Here is a 15,075-nt window from a genome sequence, read left to right on the forward strand (position 1 = left end):
CGGTGGAGCGTTGTATTGACGCTTCACCGTTTTTTATGGAAAATAAGTGCGGAACTGCATCTAATTTTGAGTAATTACTACGAAACCACCAAAGTCCTGAGTCTTCAATGTTCTCATCATACGTAAATGGCATCTCTCAGAAGATGGCGAAGCCGTTTCTTCCTGGTGTTCCTGATATAACTCTCCCATTTGGAGGGACAAGCCCATGTTATGATATAATAGAAGCAATTTAAGGGTAAAGGAGATCACAGCATTCATGTTTCAGCCGCGGTCACAGTCGAGAGGAAAACACAAACGAACCAGTAAGCGCCGCCGCAGAACGGCCTGGAGATGGATTAATGTAAGTATGCTATTATTGATAACCGTAATGTTAACTTATTTATTCGGCCATCTGGGGGATGGGGGCGATCCATCATCTGCACCGCTATCGCAACTCCCTGTAGCGGAGCAATCGCCTGCACCGTCACCGGAGGTAAGTGAAGTAGCTGCATCTGCTTCGCCGTCTGCCACGACGGAGGCCATATCCATACCGTCGCCGTCTGCCGACAACGAAACGGACGCCTCCGCAGAGGAGACGCCAGTGCCGGTAGTCAGCGCGTCTCCTGCTCCGGCCACGGCGCCTGCTGCCAGTGCATCGCCTGACCCAGGCTCCGAACCTGCCGGCAGTGCCGCGCCGGACAGCGGCACCTCCGCGGTCGCGGGGCTTCCGCCGGAGGCGAAGAACGGCAAGACGGTGAAACTGAATTTCGCCGGAGATATTATCTTCTCCGGCAAGGCGGGCGATCTGCTGATGCAGAAGGGCTATGATTATTCTTATGCGGCGCTGGATGGGCTTTTTAAACAGGATGACTTAAGCGTCGTTAATCTGGAGACTCCGGTAACTACCCGTGGTGTGGGTGCGCCCAATAAACAGTTCGTCTTCAAGGGTCCGCCGGAGGCGCTGGATGCGCTGAAGGCAGCCGGTGTGGATGCGGTCAATCTGGCCAACAACCATACCCTCGATCAAGGGGAAGAAGGGTTGCGTGATACGTTAACGCACCTGTCCAAGCGGAATATTCCTTATGTCGGTGCCGGACTGGACAGTAAGGAGGCTTATTCAGCGCAGTATTTTGAGCGCAACGGTATTCGAGTTGCCCTGCTTGGCTTCACACGGGTGATGCCATTGATTGAATGGAAGGCCGAGGAGAATCAGCCGGGGCTGGCCTCTGTATATGACAGTGCCGAAGGGCTGAAGGCCATCGCCGAAGCCAGAAAGCAGGCAGACCTTGTAGTAGTGATGGTTCACTGGGGCAGAGAACGGATGGATCAGTATGACAGCATCCAGCAGGGTCTTGGGCACAGCTTCATCGATGCCGGTGCCGATCTTGTGATCGGCGGGCATCCGCATGTGCTGCAGGGCATCGAGCCTTACAAGGGCAAGTGGATTGCTTACAGCACGGGGAACTTTATCTTCACGCGCGGCTCTGTCGCTGCAACCTGGGAGACGGCTGTGTTCCAGGCAGAGTGCAGCGCCCAAGGCCAGTGCTCCATGAAGCTGTTGCCGATGACCGCGGAGCTGGCCCAGCCGATACCGATGAATGACCCGGCTGGACAGCTGCTGCTCAAACGGGTGGAATCGATCTCGGGAGGCCGGGTAAAGATCAATAATGATGGCATGGTCTCCCAGGTCACCCGGTAAGTGCTCAGGCAGAAATAATGGCAAACACCAATTTCAGCGGGGGGCCTTAGGATGAAGAATATGTGTGTGGCCCATCGGGGTTTCTCCGGCAAAGCACCGGAGAACACACTGGCCGCCGTACGGATGGCGATCGCCTTGCCGTATGTCCGCTGGATGGAGATCGATGTCCAGCTGTCCAGGGACGGCGTGCCGGTGGTGATCCATGATTTCAGTCTGGACCGTACCACGAATGGGCACGGTAAGGTGAAGAATATGGATTGGGAGCAGATCCGGCGGCTGGATGCCGGCAGCTGGAAAGGCCGTGCCTTCCGCGGCGAGCGGGTGCCTTCGCTGGATGAAGTGCTGTCCCTGGCTTCAGGCAGGCTGCGGCTTAATATTGAGCTGAAGACGTGGGGCGACCTCTACCCTGGTCTGGAGCAGGCTGTTATTGAGCTGGTCAACTCCAAAGGCATGAGGGATGAGGTGGTGCTCACCTCGTTTGATACAACTTCGCTGGAGAGAGTCAAGGAGATCGATCCGCGGATTCGTACCGGACTGATCTTTGATTCCAGACGGGGAGACCCGGCCCGCAAGCTGCAGGAGCTGGACTGCTCCTTCCTCTCAATCAGCTTCGATCGCCTAAATCCGACTCTCGCGGCGCTGCTTGCGCAGCGCGAAGTGAAGATTATGGCCTGGACTGTCAACAAGGCCAAGGAAATGCGCCGCCTGGCGGCCATGCATTCTGATATAATGATCTGTACGAACCGTCCCGACATTTGGGGCGACACGTTTCTTGAAGTCTAATCACTCCTAAACCGGAAAGAGAGCTGATCTTAATGTGCGCAGCCGTTAACAACCTGTACTGTGTAGGACGCAACTATAAATTACATGCCGAAGAGCTGGGCAATAAGATTCCCGCCGAGCCGCTTATTTTTATGAAGCCTTCCCATGCTGCAGTTCCCTTAGACAAGGCCATTCTCCATCTGCCGCAGAATGCCGGACAGATTCATTATGAAGGCGAGCTGGTGCTGCGGATTGCCCGTGATTATGTTCCCGGCATCAGTGTAGAGGATCTGGTCGATGTTATGGCTCTGGGTCTCGACTTCACTCTGCGCGATATCCATAACGACTTGCAGAAGAAGGGGCTGCCCTGGACGGCAGCCAAGGGCTTCAAGAATGCTGCGCCGCTGACGCCCTATATTGCTTTCCCAGGCAAGGAGGAGCTGGAGGCCACTGATTTCACCGTGCTGAAGAATGGGGTCGAGGTACAGCGCGGCAATGTGCAGAACATGATTTTTTCGCTGCAGACGATTGTAGACTTTATCGCCGCCCGCTACGGGCTGGGTAAGGATGATGTGATCTTCACAGGCACACCAGCCGGTGTGGGGCCTGCGGTTTCCGGTGACTCCTTCGAGCTCTATTGGGGCGAGCAGCTGATGGGGACGTGTCTGATTGGCTGAAGCCGTGCAATGGATAATAGGCGCCATCGGCGCCCTGGTCGTCGCCGGAGCGGCTTACTGGAAGCAATCACTGAGCTTCTCCGGCATGCTGGCTGCATTGGTGATGGGGACGGTTTATTTTGGCGCGGGCAATCTGTTCTGGTTCGGCATCCTGCTACTCTTCTTCATCAGCTCCAGCCTGTTGTCCAGGCTACGGCATGACAATAAGGCGGACCTGGAAGAGACCTATGCCAAAACCGGACGGCGGGATGCCGGCCAGGTGTTCGCCAACGGCGGGATGGGCATGCTGCTGGTGCTGCTGTATGCGATCTACCCGCTGGAGCTGTGGAGCTTCCTGTTTATTGGCGTGATGGCTACTGTAACCTCGGACACCTGGGCTACGGAGATCGGTACGCTCAGCAGGAAACCTCCCCGCTCCGTGCTGACCGGCAGGGTGATGAAGGCCGGCGCATCCGGCGGAGTGTCGCTGCTTGGGACGATGGCGGCAGCGGCCGGAGGCGTGCTGATTGGCGTGTCCTCCTGGCTGCTGCGGACGATGTCCGGCATGCCGGAGCAGCCGTTCCTGCTGCTTGCGCTCTGTGGACTGCTGGGCGGGTTAGCTGGTGCTTTTGCCGACTCAATCCTTGGCGCTACTGTGCAGCAGATGAACCGCTGCCTCGTATGCGGGCGTGAGGTGGAGAGCTTGCAGCACTGCGGAGTAAAGACGGAGCATGCCCGCGGCTGGAAGTGGATGAGCAATGACCGTGTGAACATGATCAGCTCACTGATCGGCGGACTTGCCGCCTGGCTGCTGAGTCTCCTCTGGTGACCGGCAGGCGGACGTGCTGAGTTGGAGTATACACATGGAACAACAACTAAGCCACAGGATGGCACGTAAGGGGGAACCCGATGAGCGGCGTATCCAATGACAAACATTCGGCAATTCTGGATGCCGCATATACGCTCTTCGGTTCAGGCGGTTTCTACGAAACGAAGATGTCGCAGGTGGCAGAGCAGGCGGGAATCGCCAAAGGCACCGTGTATTTATATTTTAAAAGCAAGGAAGAGCTGTTTATGGCAGTGACCCGCCGGGATTGCGAAGGGTTCCTGCAGCAACTGGACGGCAAGCTTCAGGCCCGGCACTCGTTGACAGATAAGCTGGCTGTAATTGCCGAACATCATCTGTTCTATTACTATGAACGCAAGCAGCATACGAAGCTGTTCTTCCGGGCGCCCAACAACAACCCGGAGCTGGTGGCGTACATGGCGCTTTTTATGGAACAATATATGCAGGCGGTGGTGAAGGTACTGCTGGAAGGCGGCGCGACAGAGCCTGAGCTGATGGCCCAGTCCTATATTGGCATGCTGGACCGCCTGAAGATGGATATCCTGTTTGATGCTTCATTTACGGCTGCCGATGCGCTGAAACGGGCTCATTTTGCCGGACGGCTGTTTATCAGTGGAGCCATGGACAACCTGCATCCGTCTGAAGGATGATATAGAAAATATATAGCAAAGTAGGATAACGAATGAATATTATGACCGTGGAGCATCTGTCCAAAACCTATGGAGAAAAAGTACTGTTCCGTGATGCATCCTTCGGGATGGAGGATCAGGACAAGATTGGTGTGATCGGGGTTAACGGGACAGGGAAATCGACCTTGCTGCGCATTATCGCCGGACTGGAAACTGCGGATGAAGGAAATGTGGCAATCGGCAACAGTGTCAGAGTACAGACCTTGGCTCAGAATCCGCCTTATGATCCTGACAATACCGTACTGCAGCAGGTGTTTGCCGGAGATGAGCCGGAGCTTGCGCTGATGCGTGAATATATGGAGACGATTGCTCTTCTGGAGATGGAGCCGGGCAACGCCGGACTGGAAGATAAGCTGGTGCGGATTGGGAATGACATCGGAACTGCGGACATCTGGCATCTTGAGAGTGAAGCCAAAAGCGTGCTGACCAAGCTCGGCATCACCAGTTTCGATGACCGGATGGAGGCTCTCTCTGGCGGCCAACGCAAGCGTGTGGCCCTGGCGGCTGCGCTGATTACCCCTTCCGAGCTGTTGATTCTGGATGAGCCGACGAACCATATTGATACCGACTCTGTTGCGTGGCTGGAGCAGTACCTGAAGAGACGGCGCGGCGCATTGCTGATGGTTACGCATGACCGCTATTTCCTGGACCGCGTAGCCGGAGTGATGCTGGAGCTGGACGGAGGCCGTCTGTTCCGTTATGAAGCGAACTATTCCCGGTTCCTGGAGCTGAAGGCCGACCGCGAAGAGCGCGAAGCCTCTGCTGAGCAGAAGCGCAAGAATCTGCTGCGGACCGAGCTGGCCTGGATTCGGCGTGGAGCCAAAGCCCGATCCACCAAGCAGAAAGCGAGAATCGACCGCTACGAGAAGCTTAAGGAGTCTGGCGGCACCAGTACCAACGGATCGCTGGATATCTCTGTGGGTTCTACACGCCTGGGACGCAAGATTATCGAGATTCATGATTTGGCCAAAAAGCTGAACGGGCGCCAGTTGATAGAGGGTTTGAGCTATATCGCCGTACCGCAGGACCGTGTAGGTATTATCGGCAAGAACGGCAGCGGCAAATCGACCCTGCTGAACATGATTGCCGGACGCATCCAGCCGGACAGCGGCGAAGTTCAACTGGGTACCACAGTAAAGCTGGGTTACTTCACGCAGGAGCATCAGGATATGGATGAGAGCCTGCGTGCGATTGAATACGTGAAGGAAGAAGCCGAGGTAATCAAGACAGCAGACGGCAGTCTGATTACCGCAGGGCAGATGATGGAACGGTTCCTGTTCACGCCTGCCGTTCAGTGGACGCCGATTGCCAAGCTGTCCGGAGGAGAGAAACGGCGTCTGTATCTGCTGCGTGTGCTGATGGGAGCGCCCAATGTGCTGCTGCTGGATGAGCCTACCAATGACTTGGATATCGGGACGCTGGCAGTCCTGGAAGATTATTTGGATGATTTCCCGGGTGTAGTGTTCACGGTTTCCCATGACCGCTATTTCCTGGACCGCACGATGGATAAGCTGATTGCCTTCGAGGACGGCCAGATCCGGATTCATGTCGGTGATTATACCGAATATGAGGAATGGATGGCGGCTAATGTGCCTGATCGCGGAGCGGCTGCCAGCAAACCCAAAGAAGCCGCTGTGGAGCCTGTAGCGGCAGCAGAAGTCCAAGCTCCGGCTACGGCGTCACAGGTAGGCTCTGGCAATGAGAAGCTCAAATTCAGCTTCAAGGAGCAGCGGGAGTTTGAAGGCATCGACCAGGCGATTGAAGAGGCTGAGGCCCTGCTGGTACAGATCAACACAGAGATGGAGGCAGCCTTCGCCGATTCCGCGAAGCTTCAGGAGCTGACCGGCCAGCAGGCCCAGGCGGAAGCTGAACTGGAGCGTCTAATGGAGCGCTGGACCTATCTTAACGAGCTGGCGGAAAGAATCGCCGCCAAGACCTGATTGTGACAAGCAGTAACCCTGGCTGATTGAAGAGGCGGAAGTCTCCAAGCTGAGGGATAAGGCTTGAAATAAACTCAAAAAACAAGCTGACACCGGAGTTTCCGGCGGCAGCTTGTTTTTTTGGCTTCTATGCATCTATTGAAAGCTTAGGACCAAATCACGATCGAGTCCAGTATATAGGAACCGCTATCTAGCTTGTTGAAGACAAATTTAATATCCAGCTGGGAGATAATAATCGATGGATCACTGTAGAGTGGTTTGCCTAGCGTGAAATAAATATTCGCAGAGGAACTCTCATTATTTTTGTAAGAATCCTTCTCGAATTTGATATCATTCAGGTTAGCCTTGGCTAAGTAGGCGGCATCCTCTGCGGAAACGGAACTGCTCTGGCCGCTGATTTCCTCAGCAATTTCTTCCGCAATCCGTTCTTTGCAGTATTGGGCATTACTGTCTTTGCCTGCGGTCATATACTTATCAATCAGCGCATTTAGGGCAGCTGTAGAGCCTCCCGATGACAAGGCTTTGCTATAGGCATGTGTAAACTCCAGAGCGATGGGCTTCAATTGGCTGCCAGCCGCGTTCTCATCATATTTCGCAGGCAAGGTAGGAACTCTGCCTGCAGAAGCTGCTGGGGCCGTTGACGGAGTGGGTGCACTGGAAGCAGGCGGCGCAGTCGCCACAGGAGCGTTGGTGGCCACTGGCGTATTGTTTACCGGTGCAGTTGTGGCGGCATCGTTATAAGGGATTCCTGCATTGGCATCGCTGGTAGTTTTGATCTCCACGGTTTTGGTGTTGCCGTTCCAGAGAACCTCGGCGCTCAACGCTTCGCCTACGGCTTTGGCTGGGAGATAGGTAGAGCCGTTGTAGACGAGCGGAGACAGCTTCTTGCCGCTGGCGTCTTTAGGCGTCCAAGCTGTACCGTCTACTGTAAATTTAATCGTACTGTTGAGATAGGCTTTGACCAGGGATACACCGTCTGCGGCATAGACGCCTACAGCGCCGGTTAATAATCCGGTGGCCAGAAGGGATGAGATAAATGCTTTTTTGGTAATGTTCACGTAATTGCCTCCTGCGAAGTGAATTATAATTCCAATGACCTATGTACATAAACTAATTAGTAATATTATTCCTCTGCCGTTAGTTTATAACACTATATATATATCGGTCTTTCAGTTGGAATTGTTTAGGTGAAACCATTACCTTTCGGCTAGTTAATTGATGGTTCCATAAAAGATACTGGCTCCGTTATATGCCAATCGTTCCATCCGAAATTTTGGAGTAGGTCTTTAAGAGCATAGGCAATTTGTTTTCTTTCCAGTAGATCATTAGGTCTATAGCTCACCTGTATTAGAAAAAGTGAATGAATACTGGGAGACCATGGTGTGGAAGGTTGATAGATACTATTTAGCCATGTACTCATATTTTCAATATCATTCGATTCTGTAAGCATTGGGATCAATTCAGGTGACCAAAAACACAAATAGCGATTCTCCCGTTACTGGAGATCGCTGCGTTGTTGTTTTACGGCCTTCTTTAATCACAGGTTATCTCTTTCGTCGAAAAATCGTCACTGCTTAGGCCTCCATAAGATAAAAGCATCCCAGACTGGGTTTCTTGATCGCCACCTTAGTCCAGCCACCGATTTAAGTGCGAAAACGCATCTAATTCACCGGATTTTTCCGTTTTGGAGCAAATAAGTGCGAAAACGCATCTAATTTCGAGTTTTAAGCGCTACAGAGGCTACAGAGTAAAATTTCCTCAAAATAGTTGCAGATTCGCACTTATTTGTCTGATCATGGGCGTTACGGCTGAAATTAGTTGCAGTTTCGCATCTAATTTCTCCCAAGGTTCCAGAGTAGCAGTCACATCCTCTACATCCTAAAGAAAGAATCGATTTACTCAGAAATAGTTGTATATACGCGCTCACTGACAGGAGTTCGGAGTAATGTACTAAATCCTAGCGGGGACCTAAGTAGTAACCAAAAAACAATTATCTCCCAGACACAGCAATCATCTGGACAACCGCCCGATCGTCCCCGGTCAGAACTGCTTCATCGGCATTCATCTGGGAGGAGCCGTCACCGTCCAGGAAGATGCCTTCCCGGCCTTCGCCGGGCACGGACTCTAGAATGGCTGAACGGAAGGCAGCCGCCGTGCAGCGGGTGGAGCTGACGATCAGCCACAGCTTATCCTCCCGGTCATACACCAGCCCCGAGCGCAGCCGCTGCTCATCCGCATAAGGCAGATGCTCTGCAGCTGCAGCGGGTTCCCACATAGCTTCCTGCTGCAGGTTCATGCTAATACCGCCCTGCGCCCAATAACGGTTGCGGTCCGTAACGTTGAGCTCACTGCCGGAGGAGACGACCTGAACCGACAGCTGACGGCTCGCCGCATCCCAGACCAGCGTGCCACGGGCATATTTGGCATTAAACCAGCCTGAGCCGTAGGCCAGGCGGTCGCCATTCACGGGTACGTCATTCATAATGGCGACCGACAGCAGATCCTGGCCATAGAAGAATCCTCCGTTAATTCCGTAAGCGGCGATCTGGCGCAAGGGGAGCTGATCAGCCCTCAGCACCAGATCCTGCGGAATCACCGCCATCATATGCAGCCGGACTCCGTCCGAAGCTTCTGCTTCAAGATAGGTATACGAGTGAGGCAGTCCGTCAAAAACTTCCCTGTTCTGCGTCTCACTAAACAAATAAACAGCACTGCCTGCGGCTATGGCAACAATAAGCAGTAAGGCGATCCCCCAGCGCTTAGGGTGTCTCCATAACTCGCGGAGACTGTGGCTGAGCTGTCTAGTTCTCTCCGACATAAGCGGCCAGCAGCTTGGTTGTGTTAAGAATGGCCTGCTTATGGGTACGCTCCATGGAGTGCGAGGCATGAACGCCTGGACCAATCAATGCGGCGCGGATATTATTCCCGCCTCTCAATGCAGCAGAAGCATCCGAGCCGTACATCGGATAAATATCAACCGCAAAAGGGATCGCCAGCGCGTTGGCCAGTTCAATAAGCCGGCCGGTCATCTTGTAATCATAGGGCCCGGAGGAGTCCTTGGCACAGATAGAGACGTCGGTCTCCTTGCAGCTGAGGTCATCGCCCATAGCGCCCATATCGACGGCGATCATCTCGTGAATCTCTCCCGGAATCCAGGCCGTGCCGTGTCCTACCTCCTCATAGTTGGAGATCAAGAGGGAGAGGTTGTGCAGTGGCTTCCAGCCTTCCCGCTTCATGCTCTCCAGCAGTCCGAGCAGTGCCGCTACACTGGCCTTGTCATCGAGATGGCGTGATTTGACGTAGCCGCTTGGCGTAATCACCGGCCGGGCTTCGAAGGAGATGAAGTCGCCGACAGAGATACCCAGCTTCAGCACATCATCCTTGCCTGACACCAGTTCGTCGATCCGGACCTCCATATTCTCTTCCTGGCGCTTGAAGTCACGGGCATCGGGGTACACATGCACCGACGGGTGGCTGGTCAGAATGGTGCCTGTATAGGTTAATCCGCTGCGGGTATGAATCTTGCAATATTCATTCTCAATGCTGCTCATGGCGAAACCGCCTACGGAGGTCAACCGCAGCGTGCCGTTAGGTTTGATGGAGCGGACCATGGCACCTAGCGTGTCTACGTGGGCGCTGAGTCCGATCGTACGCGAGGGCTCAAGGCCTTCCACGGTAAGAATAAGCCCGCCTTTCTCATTCCAGCTGAGCGGAACACCCAGCGCCGCTGCTTCTTCGGCCACCAGATTCATCACCTGGGCGGTATAACCAGAGGGACTGGGTGTTTCCAGCAGCCTCTGCAGAATACTAAGAATATACTTTTCATTAGGTTGAATGTTTAACAAGGTTGGGCCTCCTGTTCTAGATCGGGCTGCCGTTCTCGACTGGCAGTTCTTCATCATGATTAAATTTTAGATTGTCGTGATTATTGTTGGCTTCTTTCAGTTTGGCAAGCTCCGCGTTCAGCACTTTAATCTGTTTCTGCAGCTTGTATTGACGGAAAATACCGAAAGAACCCACAATTACGCCGCCAATCAGCGCGCAGCTGACGATGACCAGAATCAGCGGAATGCTGACCACGTCGAATCCGAAGTTAACCTGAACGGGGTCTACGTTAATTACTGCGAATATGGCTATCAGCAATGCAAAGATTAGACCTGCAATCAGCGACCATTGTAATCTCATTGAAATTCCCCCTCGGATTATATGACAGTATAAATCCCTTACCCAAAAGGGCAAGGGACTATTCAATACTAGGCTTTATGGTTTACTTCGTCAACTGCTCCATTTGGGCAATTACACTCTCGAACACACTCATCGCTTCACGAATCGGTTCAGGAGAAGACATGTCTACTCCGGCTTTCGTGAGGATGTTGATAGAGTAATCACTGCCCCCGCTCTTCAGGAAGCCAAGGTAGCGATCGACGGCCGGCTGGCCTTCTTCTAGAATCTGTTTGGCGAAGCTGGTAGCTGCCGAGAAGCCGGTCGCATATTTGTAGACATAGAAGCTGTTGTAGAAATGCGGAATCCGTGCCCACTCCATCTCGATATCCTTATCCACAGCCATGTCCTTGCCATAGTATTTTACATTCAGATCGTAGTAGATCGCCGAAAGATCCTTCGAAGTGAGCGATTCTCCATCTTCCGCCCGCTTGTGAATCAGCATTTCGAATTCAGCAAACATCGTCTGCCGGAATACGGTGGTGCGGAACTGGTCGGCATAATAGGTGAGCAGATACATTTTTTCTTTGGGGTCAGTGGACTTGTTCAGCAGATAGTCCATCAGCAGTGCTTCATTGGTGGTAGAGGCGACCTCTGCCAGGAAAATCGTATATTGCGCATCCCGGTACTTCAAGGCGTTGTCCGAGTAGTAGGAGTGCAGCGCATGGCCCATCTCGTGTGCCAGTGTGAACATGCTATTGAGATTGTCATTATGGTTCAGCAGCACAAAAGGGTGGGTGCCGTAAGCACCCCAGCTGTAGGCGCCGGTGCGTTTGTTCTCATTCTCGTAAACGTCGATCCAGCCATTGTCATAGCCTTCCTGCAGCACTTTCAGGTAGTCCTCGCCGAGCGGCTTAAGACCTTCCTTCGTGATCTGCTTGGCTTCTTCAAAGGTAATATCAAGCTTGTATTCATCCACCAGCGGCGCGAACAGGTCATACATATGCAGTTCGTCTACACCCATCAGCTTCTGGCGCAGCTTCATGTAACGGTGCATCAGCGGCAGGCTTTCGTGAATGGTGTCGATCAGGTTGGTATAGACCTCTTTGGAGATGTTATCGCCGAAGAGCGACATTTCCAGAACCGACGGGTATTTACGGACCTTCGAATAGAAAACATTCTTGTTCACATTGGCGCTCAGCGTAGCTGCGATTGTGTTCTTTTGCTTGCCATAAGTCTCATAGACCGCAGTAAAAGCATTCTTGCGGACCTCACGGTCCGGGCTTTCCAGGAACTTGATGTAACTGCCATGTGTCAGCTCCACTTCCTTGCCGTTCTCATCCTTGATCTTGGGGAACTTGAGGTCAGCATTGTTCAGCATACCGAAGATATTCTGCGGAGCCTGTGACAGGTTCCCGACTTGGGCAAGCAGGGCTTCCTCTGCTTTGGAGAGGATATGGGCCTTCTGGCGTTTCATCTCAGTGAGTGTAAAAGTATAATCTGACAAGTCAGGATCGGCGATGAATTGGTCAAGCGTCTCATCAGGCAAAGCCAGAATCTCCGGTGTCACGAAGGAAAGCGCCTCGCCGGCCTCCACGCCAAACTGCTTGGCTTTGGAGGAGAGTCCCTGATAGACAGAATCAGCGGTGTCTTCATCCTGGCGCATATGCGCGTATACATACAGGCGTTCTGTCAGCTGTCCAAGCTCGTCATCGAGGCTGAAGCAGGCTTTGAGAGCAGCCGGAGAGTCCAGCTTGCCTTGATAGCTCGCCGCTTTGGCGACCAGCGATTTAGCTTCTGCGTAAGCGTCGTCCCATTCCTTCTGGGACGCAAACATATCTTCGAGCTTCCAGCGGTTCTCGGCAGGCACATCGCTTCTCTTCAACAATTGTTCCATGGAAATCCTCCTTGAGAAATGGGATGAAGTTGGTATATTATTCTGCGGCGATGCCGACAGCGAATAATCGCCTGGCAACAGGCTTAAGGCCAGCAGCAGTGTAAGAGATTTGATAGCTAAAGGCAAGGCAGCCGCCTCCTATGTAAAGTCAGAGTCGGCTTAGTCTGCCCGTTTTCAAGGTTGATTATCAATATTCGAATGGACGTGCCGCCCTGTTAGGAGAGCAGGCTGTAAATAATAAATACAAAGGCAAGCATAATCATAATAACTGCGGTCAGAGCCATTCCCCGTCTTAGCTGCTGGGGAACCCGTTCTCTGGCCATAATCAGAACTGCGCCCAGGCAAAGGACAAGAACCACATACAGCGTGAGGTTTCCGTTATCCATATCCGGCTATACCTGCTTGAAGGCAGCAATAATATTACGGTACTCATCTTCATTGTCTTTATAGGATTCTTTGTTGAAACGGTTATTTACCCACTGCATCATGGCTGGACGGCTGAGGAAGGTATGTGTTTCTTCTCCCCACTGGTCGGAAATTTCCCGGAGCACGATATAACGCCCCTGAACTTCTACTGTCATCATGTTCCATTTGTCTGTTTTGTATATCTCATGTTTTTTGATCATTTTGATTACCACCCTGGCGATTTTTGGCTTTTGGCTCAATGATAACGCAGGCGGGAAGTGAAAAGCAAATTTTATCATATAATGAAGCAAGAGATGGATTGCCTGGACAAGCCATTTGGAGTATAATGTAAGCATACGCCATATATGGCGCTATTTTAGGAGGTTGTTCATTTGAAAGGTACAGTGAAATGGTTTAATGCAGAGAAAGGCTACGGTTTTCTTCAGGTTGAAGGCGGCGAGGATGTATTTGTACACTTCTCAGCAATTCAAGGTGAAGGATTCAAGACTTTGGATGAAGGCCAGGCCGTAGAATTTGATGTGACTGAAGGTAACCGTGGACCCCAGGCAGCTAACGTAGTTAAATTATAAGCATCAGCTAGACAGCTGATTTGTCCACTATATATATATTTTATCCGCACTTATTATAGGGATACACAAGCACACACAGTTCCTTCGGGGACTGTGTTTTTTAGTTTTTCTGTAAATGCTGCGTGAAGCAGCAACGAAAGAAGAGGCCCGTTACTTGCCGCAACAGCGGGGAACGGACCTCTTTTTCCAAAACACTCTTCATCTTATTTGTCCAGAGAAGCCGGGATCGTCCCGAGCATAGCGCTGTTTCTCAGATCGTTCAGATGTTTGCCAAGGAAACCGGCGAAGGCCAGCAACGAAAAAGCCATTGCTACTATATAAAAGACGAAACGCCCTGCATCCTGATAAAGCATGCCGCCGAAGGTTCCGCTTAGCAGTCCGGCAGCACTGGACCATACCACGGTGAAGATGGCAAGCCCGGTCGCCCGCAGCTGATCCGGTATAATCCGTGTGATGTAACGGACAGCCGTTACGAAATACACTCCAAATGAAAGACTGTGCAACGCCTGGATGGCAATAACCGAACCCGGGTGATCGGCAGTGGACATCAGCAGGAAACGGACGGCATACATCAGGCTGGCAAAAGCCAGCAGCGGAAGCTCCTTGAACCGTTCTCCATACTTGCTGAGCGCAAACAGCACCGGAATCTCGCTTATTGCAGAAGCAAGCAGAGCCCAGCCGATCACTTCCTCGCCAGCACCCAGCTGCTTCAGGCTGATGGTGAGAAAAGCTTCATTCATCCGGTGGCCAAGCGCCAGCACAAACACGCAGCTGAAGAACCAGAGCACCTCTTTTTGCAGCAGGATGGACTTCAGACTGATCTTAGGGGCCGGCGGGGAGTCAGCGTTCTCTGGTTCAACCGGGGTTCTCTTGACATCCTTCAGACCTAGGGTTATTACCAGCGCAGCGATGACGATAATGATACATACAGTCATACTCCATGAAGGACCCAATGCCCGCAGGGCATACCCAACAGTCAACGCAAAAAATGCATAACCCAGTGAACCAAATACACGAATGGCGATGAAGTTGCGCCCATGACGTTCGGCTATTTTGATGGCCATCGTATCTGCCAGCGGAAATACCGGATAATAGAAGAAATAGAATAAGGACAAGATAAGCATAACTGTGGAAAATTCAGTGGCCCTGGCCAGCAGCAAGGCCGTTACCAGCTCACCTGCCAGCAGAATGACCATAATCTTACGGATGGTGCCCAGCCTGTCGCTGATCATGCTCCAGAACAGATTGGACAGTATGGAGATAAGCGGCCCCAGGGAATACAAATAGCCCACCTGTGAGCTGCTGAAGCCCAGATGAGTGTAGAATAAAGGGAAATAAGAGACTACCAGCACACTGGTGCCGTAGATGGTGAACATAAAGGAACGCAGCCAGTTCTGATCACTGTACAGGCCGCCGGTCCGCTGTGAAAGCATTACATTGCACTCCTCCA

Annotated in this window: 15 protein-coding genes; 7 read left to right on the forward strand and 8 right to left on the reverse strand. The window is 52.5% G+C overall.

Annotation, left to right across the window (positions count from 1 at the left end; all coding sequences use genetic code 11):
- Positions 1-256 precede the first annotated feature (256 nt).
- The 6 genes from B9T62_RS07295 (at position 257) to B9T62_RS07320 (ending at position 6,572) form a co-directional block, all read left to right on the forward strand.
- The gene (locus B9T62_RS07295) at positions 257-1,678 is read left to right on the forward strand and encodes a CapA family protein (RefSeq protein ID WP_087914654.1); all 1,422 of its coding nucleotides are present in this window, start codon (positions 257-259) and stop codon (positions 1,676-1,678) included.
- A 51-nt stretch (positions 1,679-1,729) separates the two neighbouring features.
- Positions 1,730-2,461 (forward strand): glycerophosphodiester phosphodiesterase, encoded by a 732-nt coding sequence (locus B9T62_RS07300; protein ID WP_087914655.1) that lies wholly within the window; start codon positions 1,730-1,732, stop codon positions 2,459-2,461.
- A 32-nt stretch (positions 2,462-2,493) separates the two neighbouring features.
- Positions 2,494-3,117, forward strand: coding sequence for a fumarylacetoacetate hydrolase family protein (locus B9T62_RS07305; protein WP_087914656.1), 624 nt, complete (start codon positions 2,494-2,496; stop codon positions 3,115-3,117).
- Between the two features lie 4 nt (positions 3,118-3,121).
- Positions 3,122-3,925, forward strand: a complete 804-nt coding sequence (locus tag B9T62_RS07310) for a DUF92 domain-containing protein (RefSeq protein WP_087920173.1) — start codon at positions 3,122-3,124, stop codon at positions 3,923-3,925.
- Between the two features lie 80 nt (positions 3,926-4,005).
- The gene (locus tag B9T62_RS07315) at positions 4,006-4,593 is read left to right on the forward strand and encodes a TetR/AcrR family transcriptional regulator (protein WP_087914657.1); all 588 of its coding nucleotides are present in this window, start codon (positions 4,006-4,008) and stop codon (positions 4,591-4,593) included.
- Positions 4,594-4,625: 32 nt separating this feature from the next.
- Positions 4,626-6,572 (forward strand): ABC-F family ATP-binding cassette domain-containing protein, encoded by a 1,947-nt coding sequence (locus B9T62_RS07320; protein WP_087914658.1) that lies wholly within the window; start codon positions 4,626-4,628, stop codon positions 6,570-6,572.
- 146 nt (positions 6,573-6,718) lie between these two features.
- Here B9T62_RS07320 and B9T62_RS07325 read toward each other — a convergent pair whose 3' ends face one another.
- The 7 genes from B9T62_RS07325 to B9T62_RS07350 form a co-directional block, all read right to left on the reverse strand.
- Positions 6,719-7,630 carry a stalk domain-containing protein gene (locus B9T62_RS07325; protein ID WP_157685500.1) on the reverse strand — a complete coding sequence of 304 codons (912 nt, stop codon included), beginning with the start codon at positions 7,628-7,630 and terminating at the stop codon, positions 6,719-6,721.
- A 932-nt stretch (positions 7,631-8,562) separates the two neighbouring features.
- Complete coding sequence (locus B9T62_RS07330; protein WP_087914660.1) at positions 8,563-9,390, reverse strand: hypothetical protein; 828 nt, start codon at positions 9,388-9,390, stop codon at positions 8,563-8,565.
- Positions 9,374-10,417 (reverse strand): M42 family metallopeptidase, encoded by a 1,044-nt coding sequence (locus tag B9T62_RS07335; RefSeq protein WP_245864378.1) that lies wholly within the window; start codon positions 10,415-10,417, stop codon positions 9,374-9,376. Before B9T62_RS07335 ends, B9T62_RS07330 begins: the two co-directional genes overlap by 17 nt.
- Positions 10,418-10,433: 16 nt before the next feature.
- Positions 10,434-10,757, reverse strand: a complete 324-nt coding sequence (locus B9T62_RS07340; protein WP_087914661.1) for a LapA family protein — start codon at positions 10,755-10,757, stop codon at positions 10,434-10,436.
- Between the two features lie 82 nt (positions 10,758-10,839).
- The gene (gene pepF, locus B9T62_RS07345; RefSeq protein ID WP_087914662.1) at positions 10,840-12,630 is read right to left on the reverse strand and encodes an oligoendopeptidase F; all 1,791 of its coding nucleotides are present in this window, start codon (positions 12,628-12,630) and stop codon (positions 10,840-10,842) included.
- A 215-nt stretch (positions 12,631-12,845) separates the two neighbouring features.
- A complete protein-coding gene (locus tag B9T62_RS39900) occupies positions 12,846-13,016 on the reverse strand; it encodes a hypothetical protein (RefSeq protein WP_169834344.1) in 171 nt (56 codons plus the stop codon).
- 6 nt (positions 13,017-13,022) lie between these two features.
- Positions 13,023-13,256 carry a hypothetical protein gene (locus tag B9T62_RS07350; RefSeq protein WP_087914663.1) on the reverse strand — a complete coding sequence of 78 codons (234 nt, stop codon included), beginning with the start codon at positions 13,254-13,256 and terminating at the stop codon, positions 13,023-13,025.
- Positions 13,257-13,427: 171 nt separating this feature from the next.
- Between B9T62_RS07350 and B9T62_RS07355 the strand changes: the two genes are divergently transcribed.
- Positions 13,428-13,625, forward strand: a complete 198-nt coding sequence (locus B9T62_RS07355) for a cold shock domain-containing protein (RefSeq protein ID WP_087914664.1) — start codon at positions 13,428-13,430, stop codon at positions 13,623-13,625.
- Between the two features lie 203 nt (positions 13,626-13,828).
- Here the strand turns inward: B9T62_RS07355 and B9T62_RS07360 are convergent, their stop codons facing one another.
- Positions 13,829-15,058: an MFS transporter gene (locus B9T62_RS07360; protein WP_087914665.1), complete on the reverse strand. Its 1,230-nt coding sequence runs from the start codon at positions 15,056-15,058 to the stop codon at positions 13,829-13,831.
- Positions 15,059-15,075: the final 17 nt, after the last annotated feature.

Source organism: Paenibacillus donghaensis, assembly GCF_002192415.1.
Lineage (GTDB): Bacteria > Bacillota > Bacilli > Paenibacillales > Paenibacillaceae > Paenibacillus_AQ > Paenibacillus_AQ donghaensis.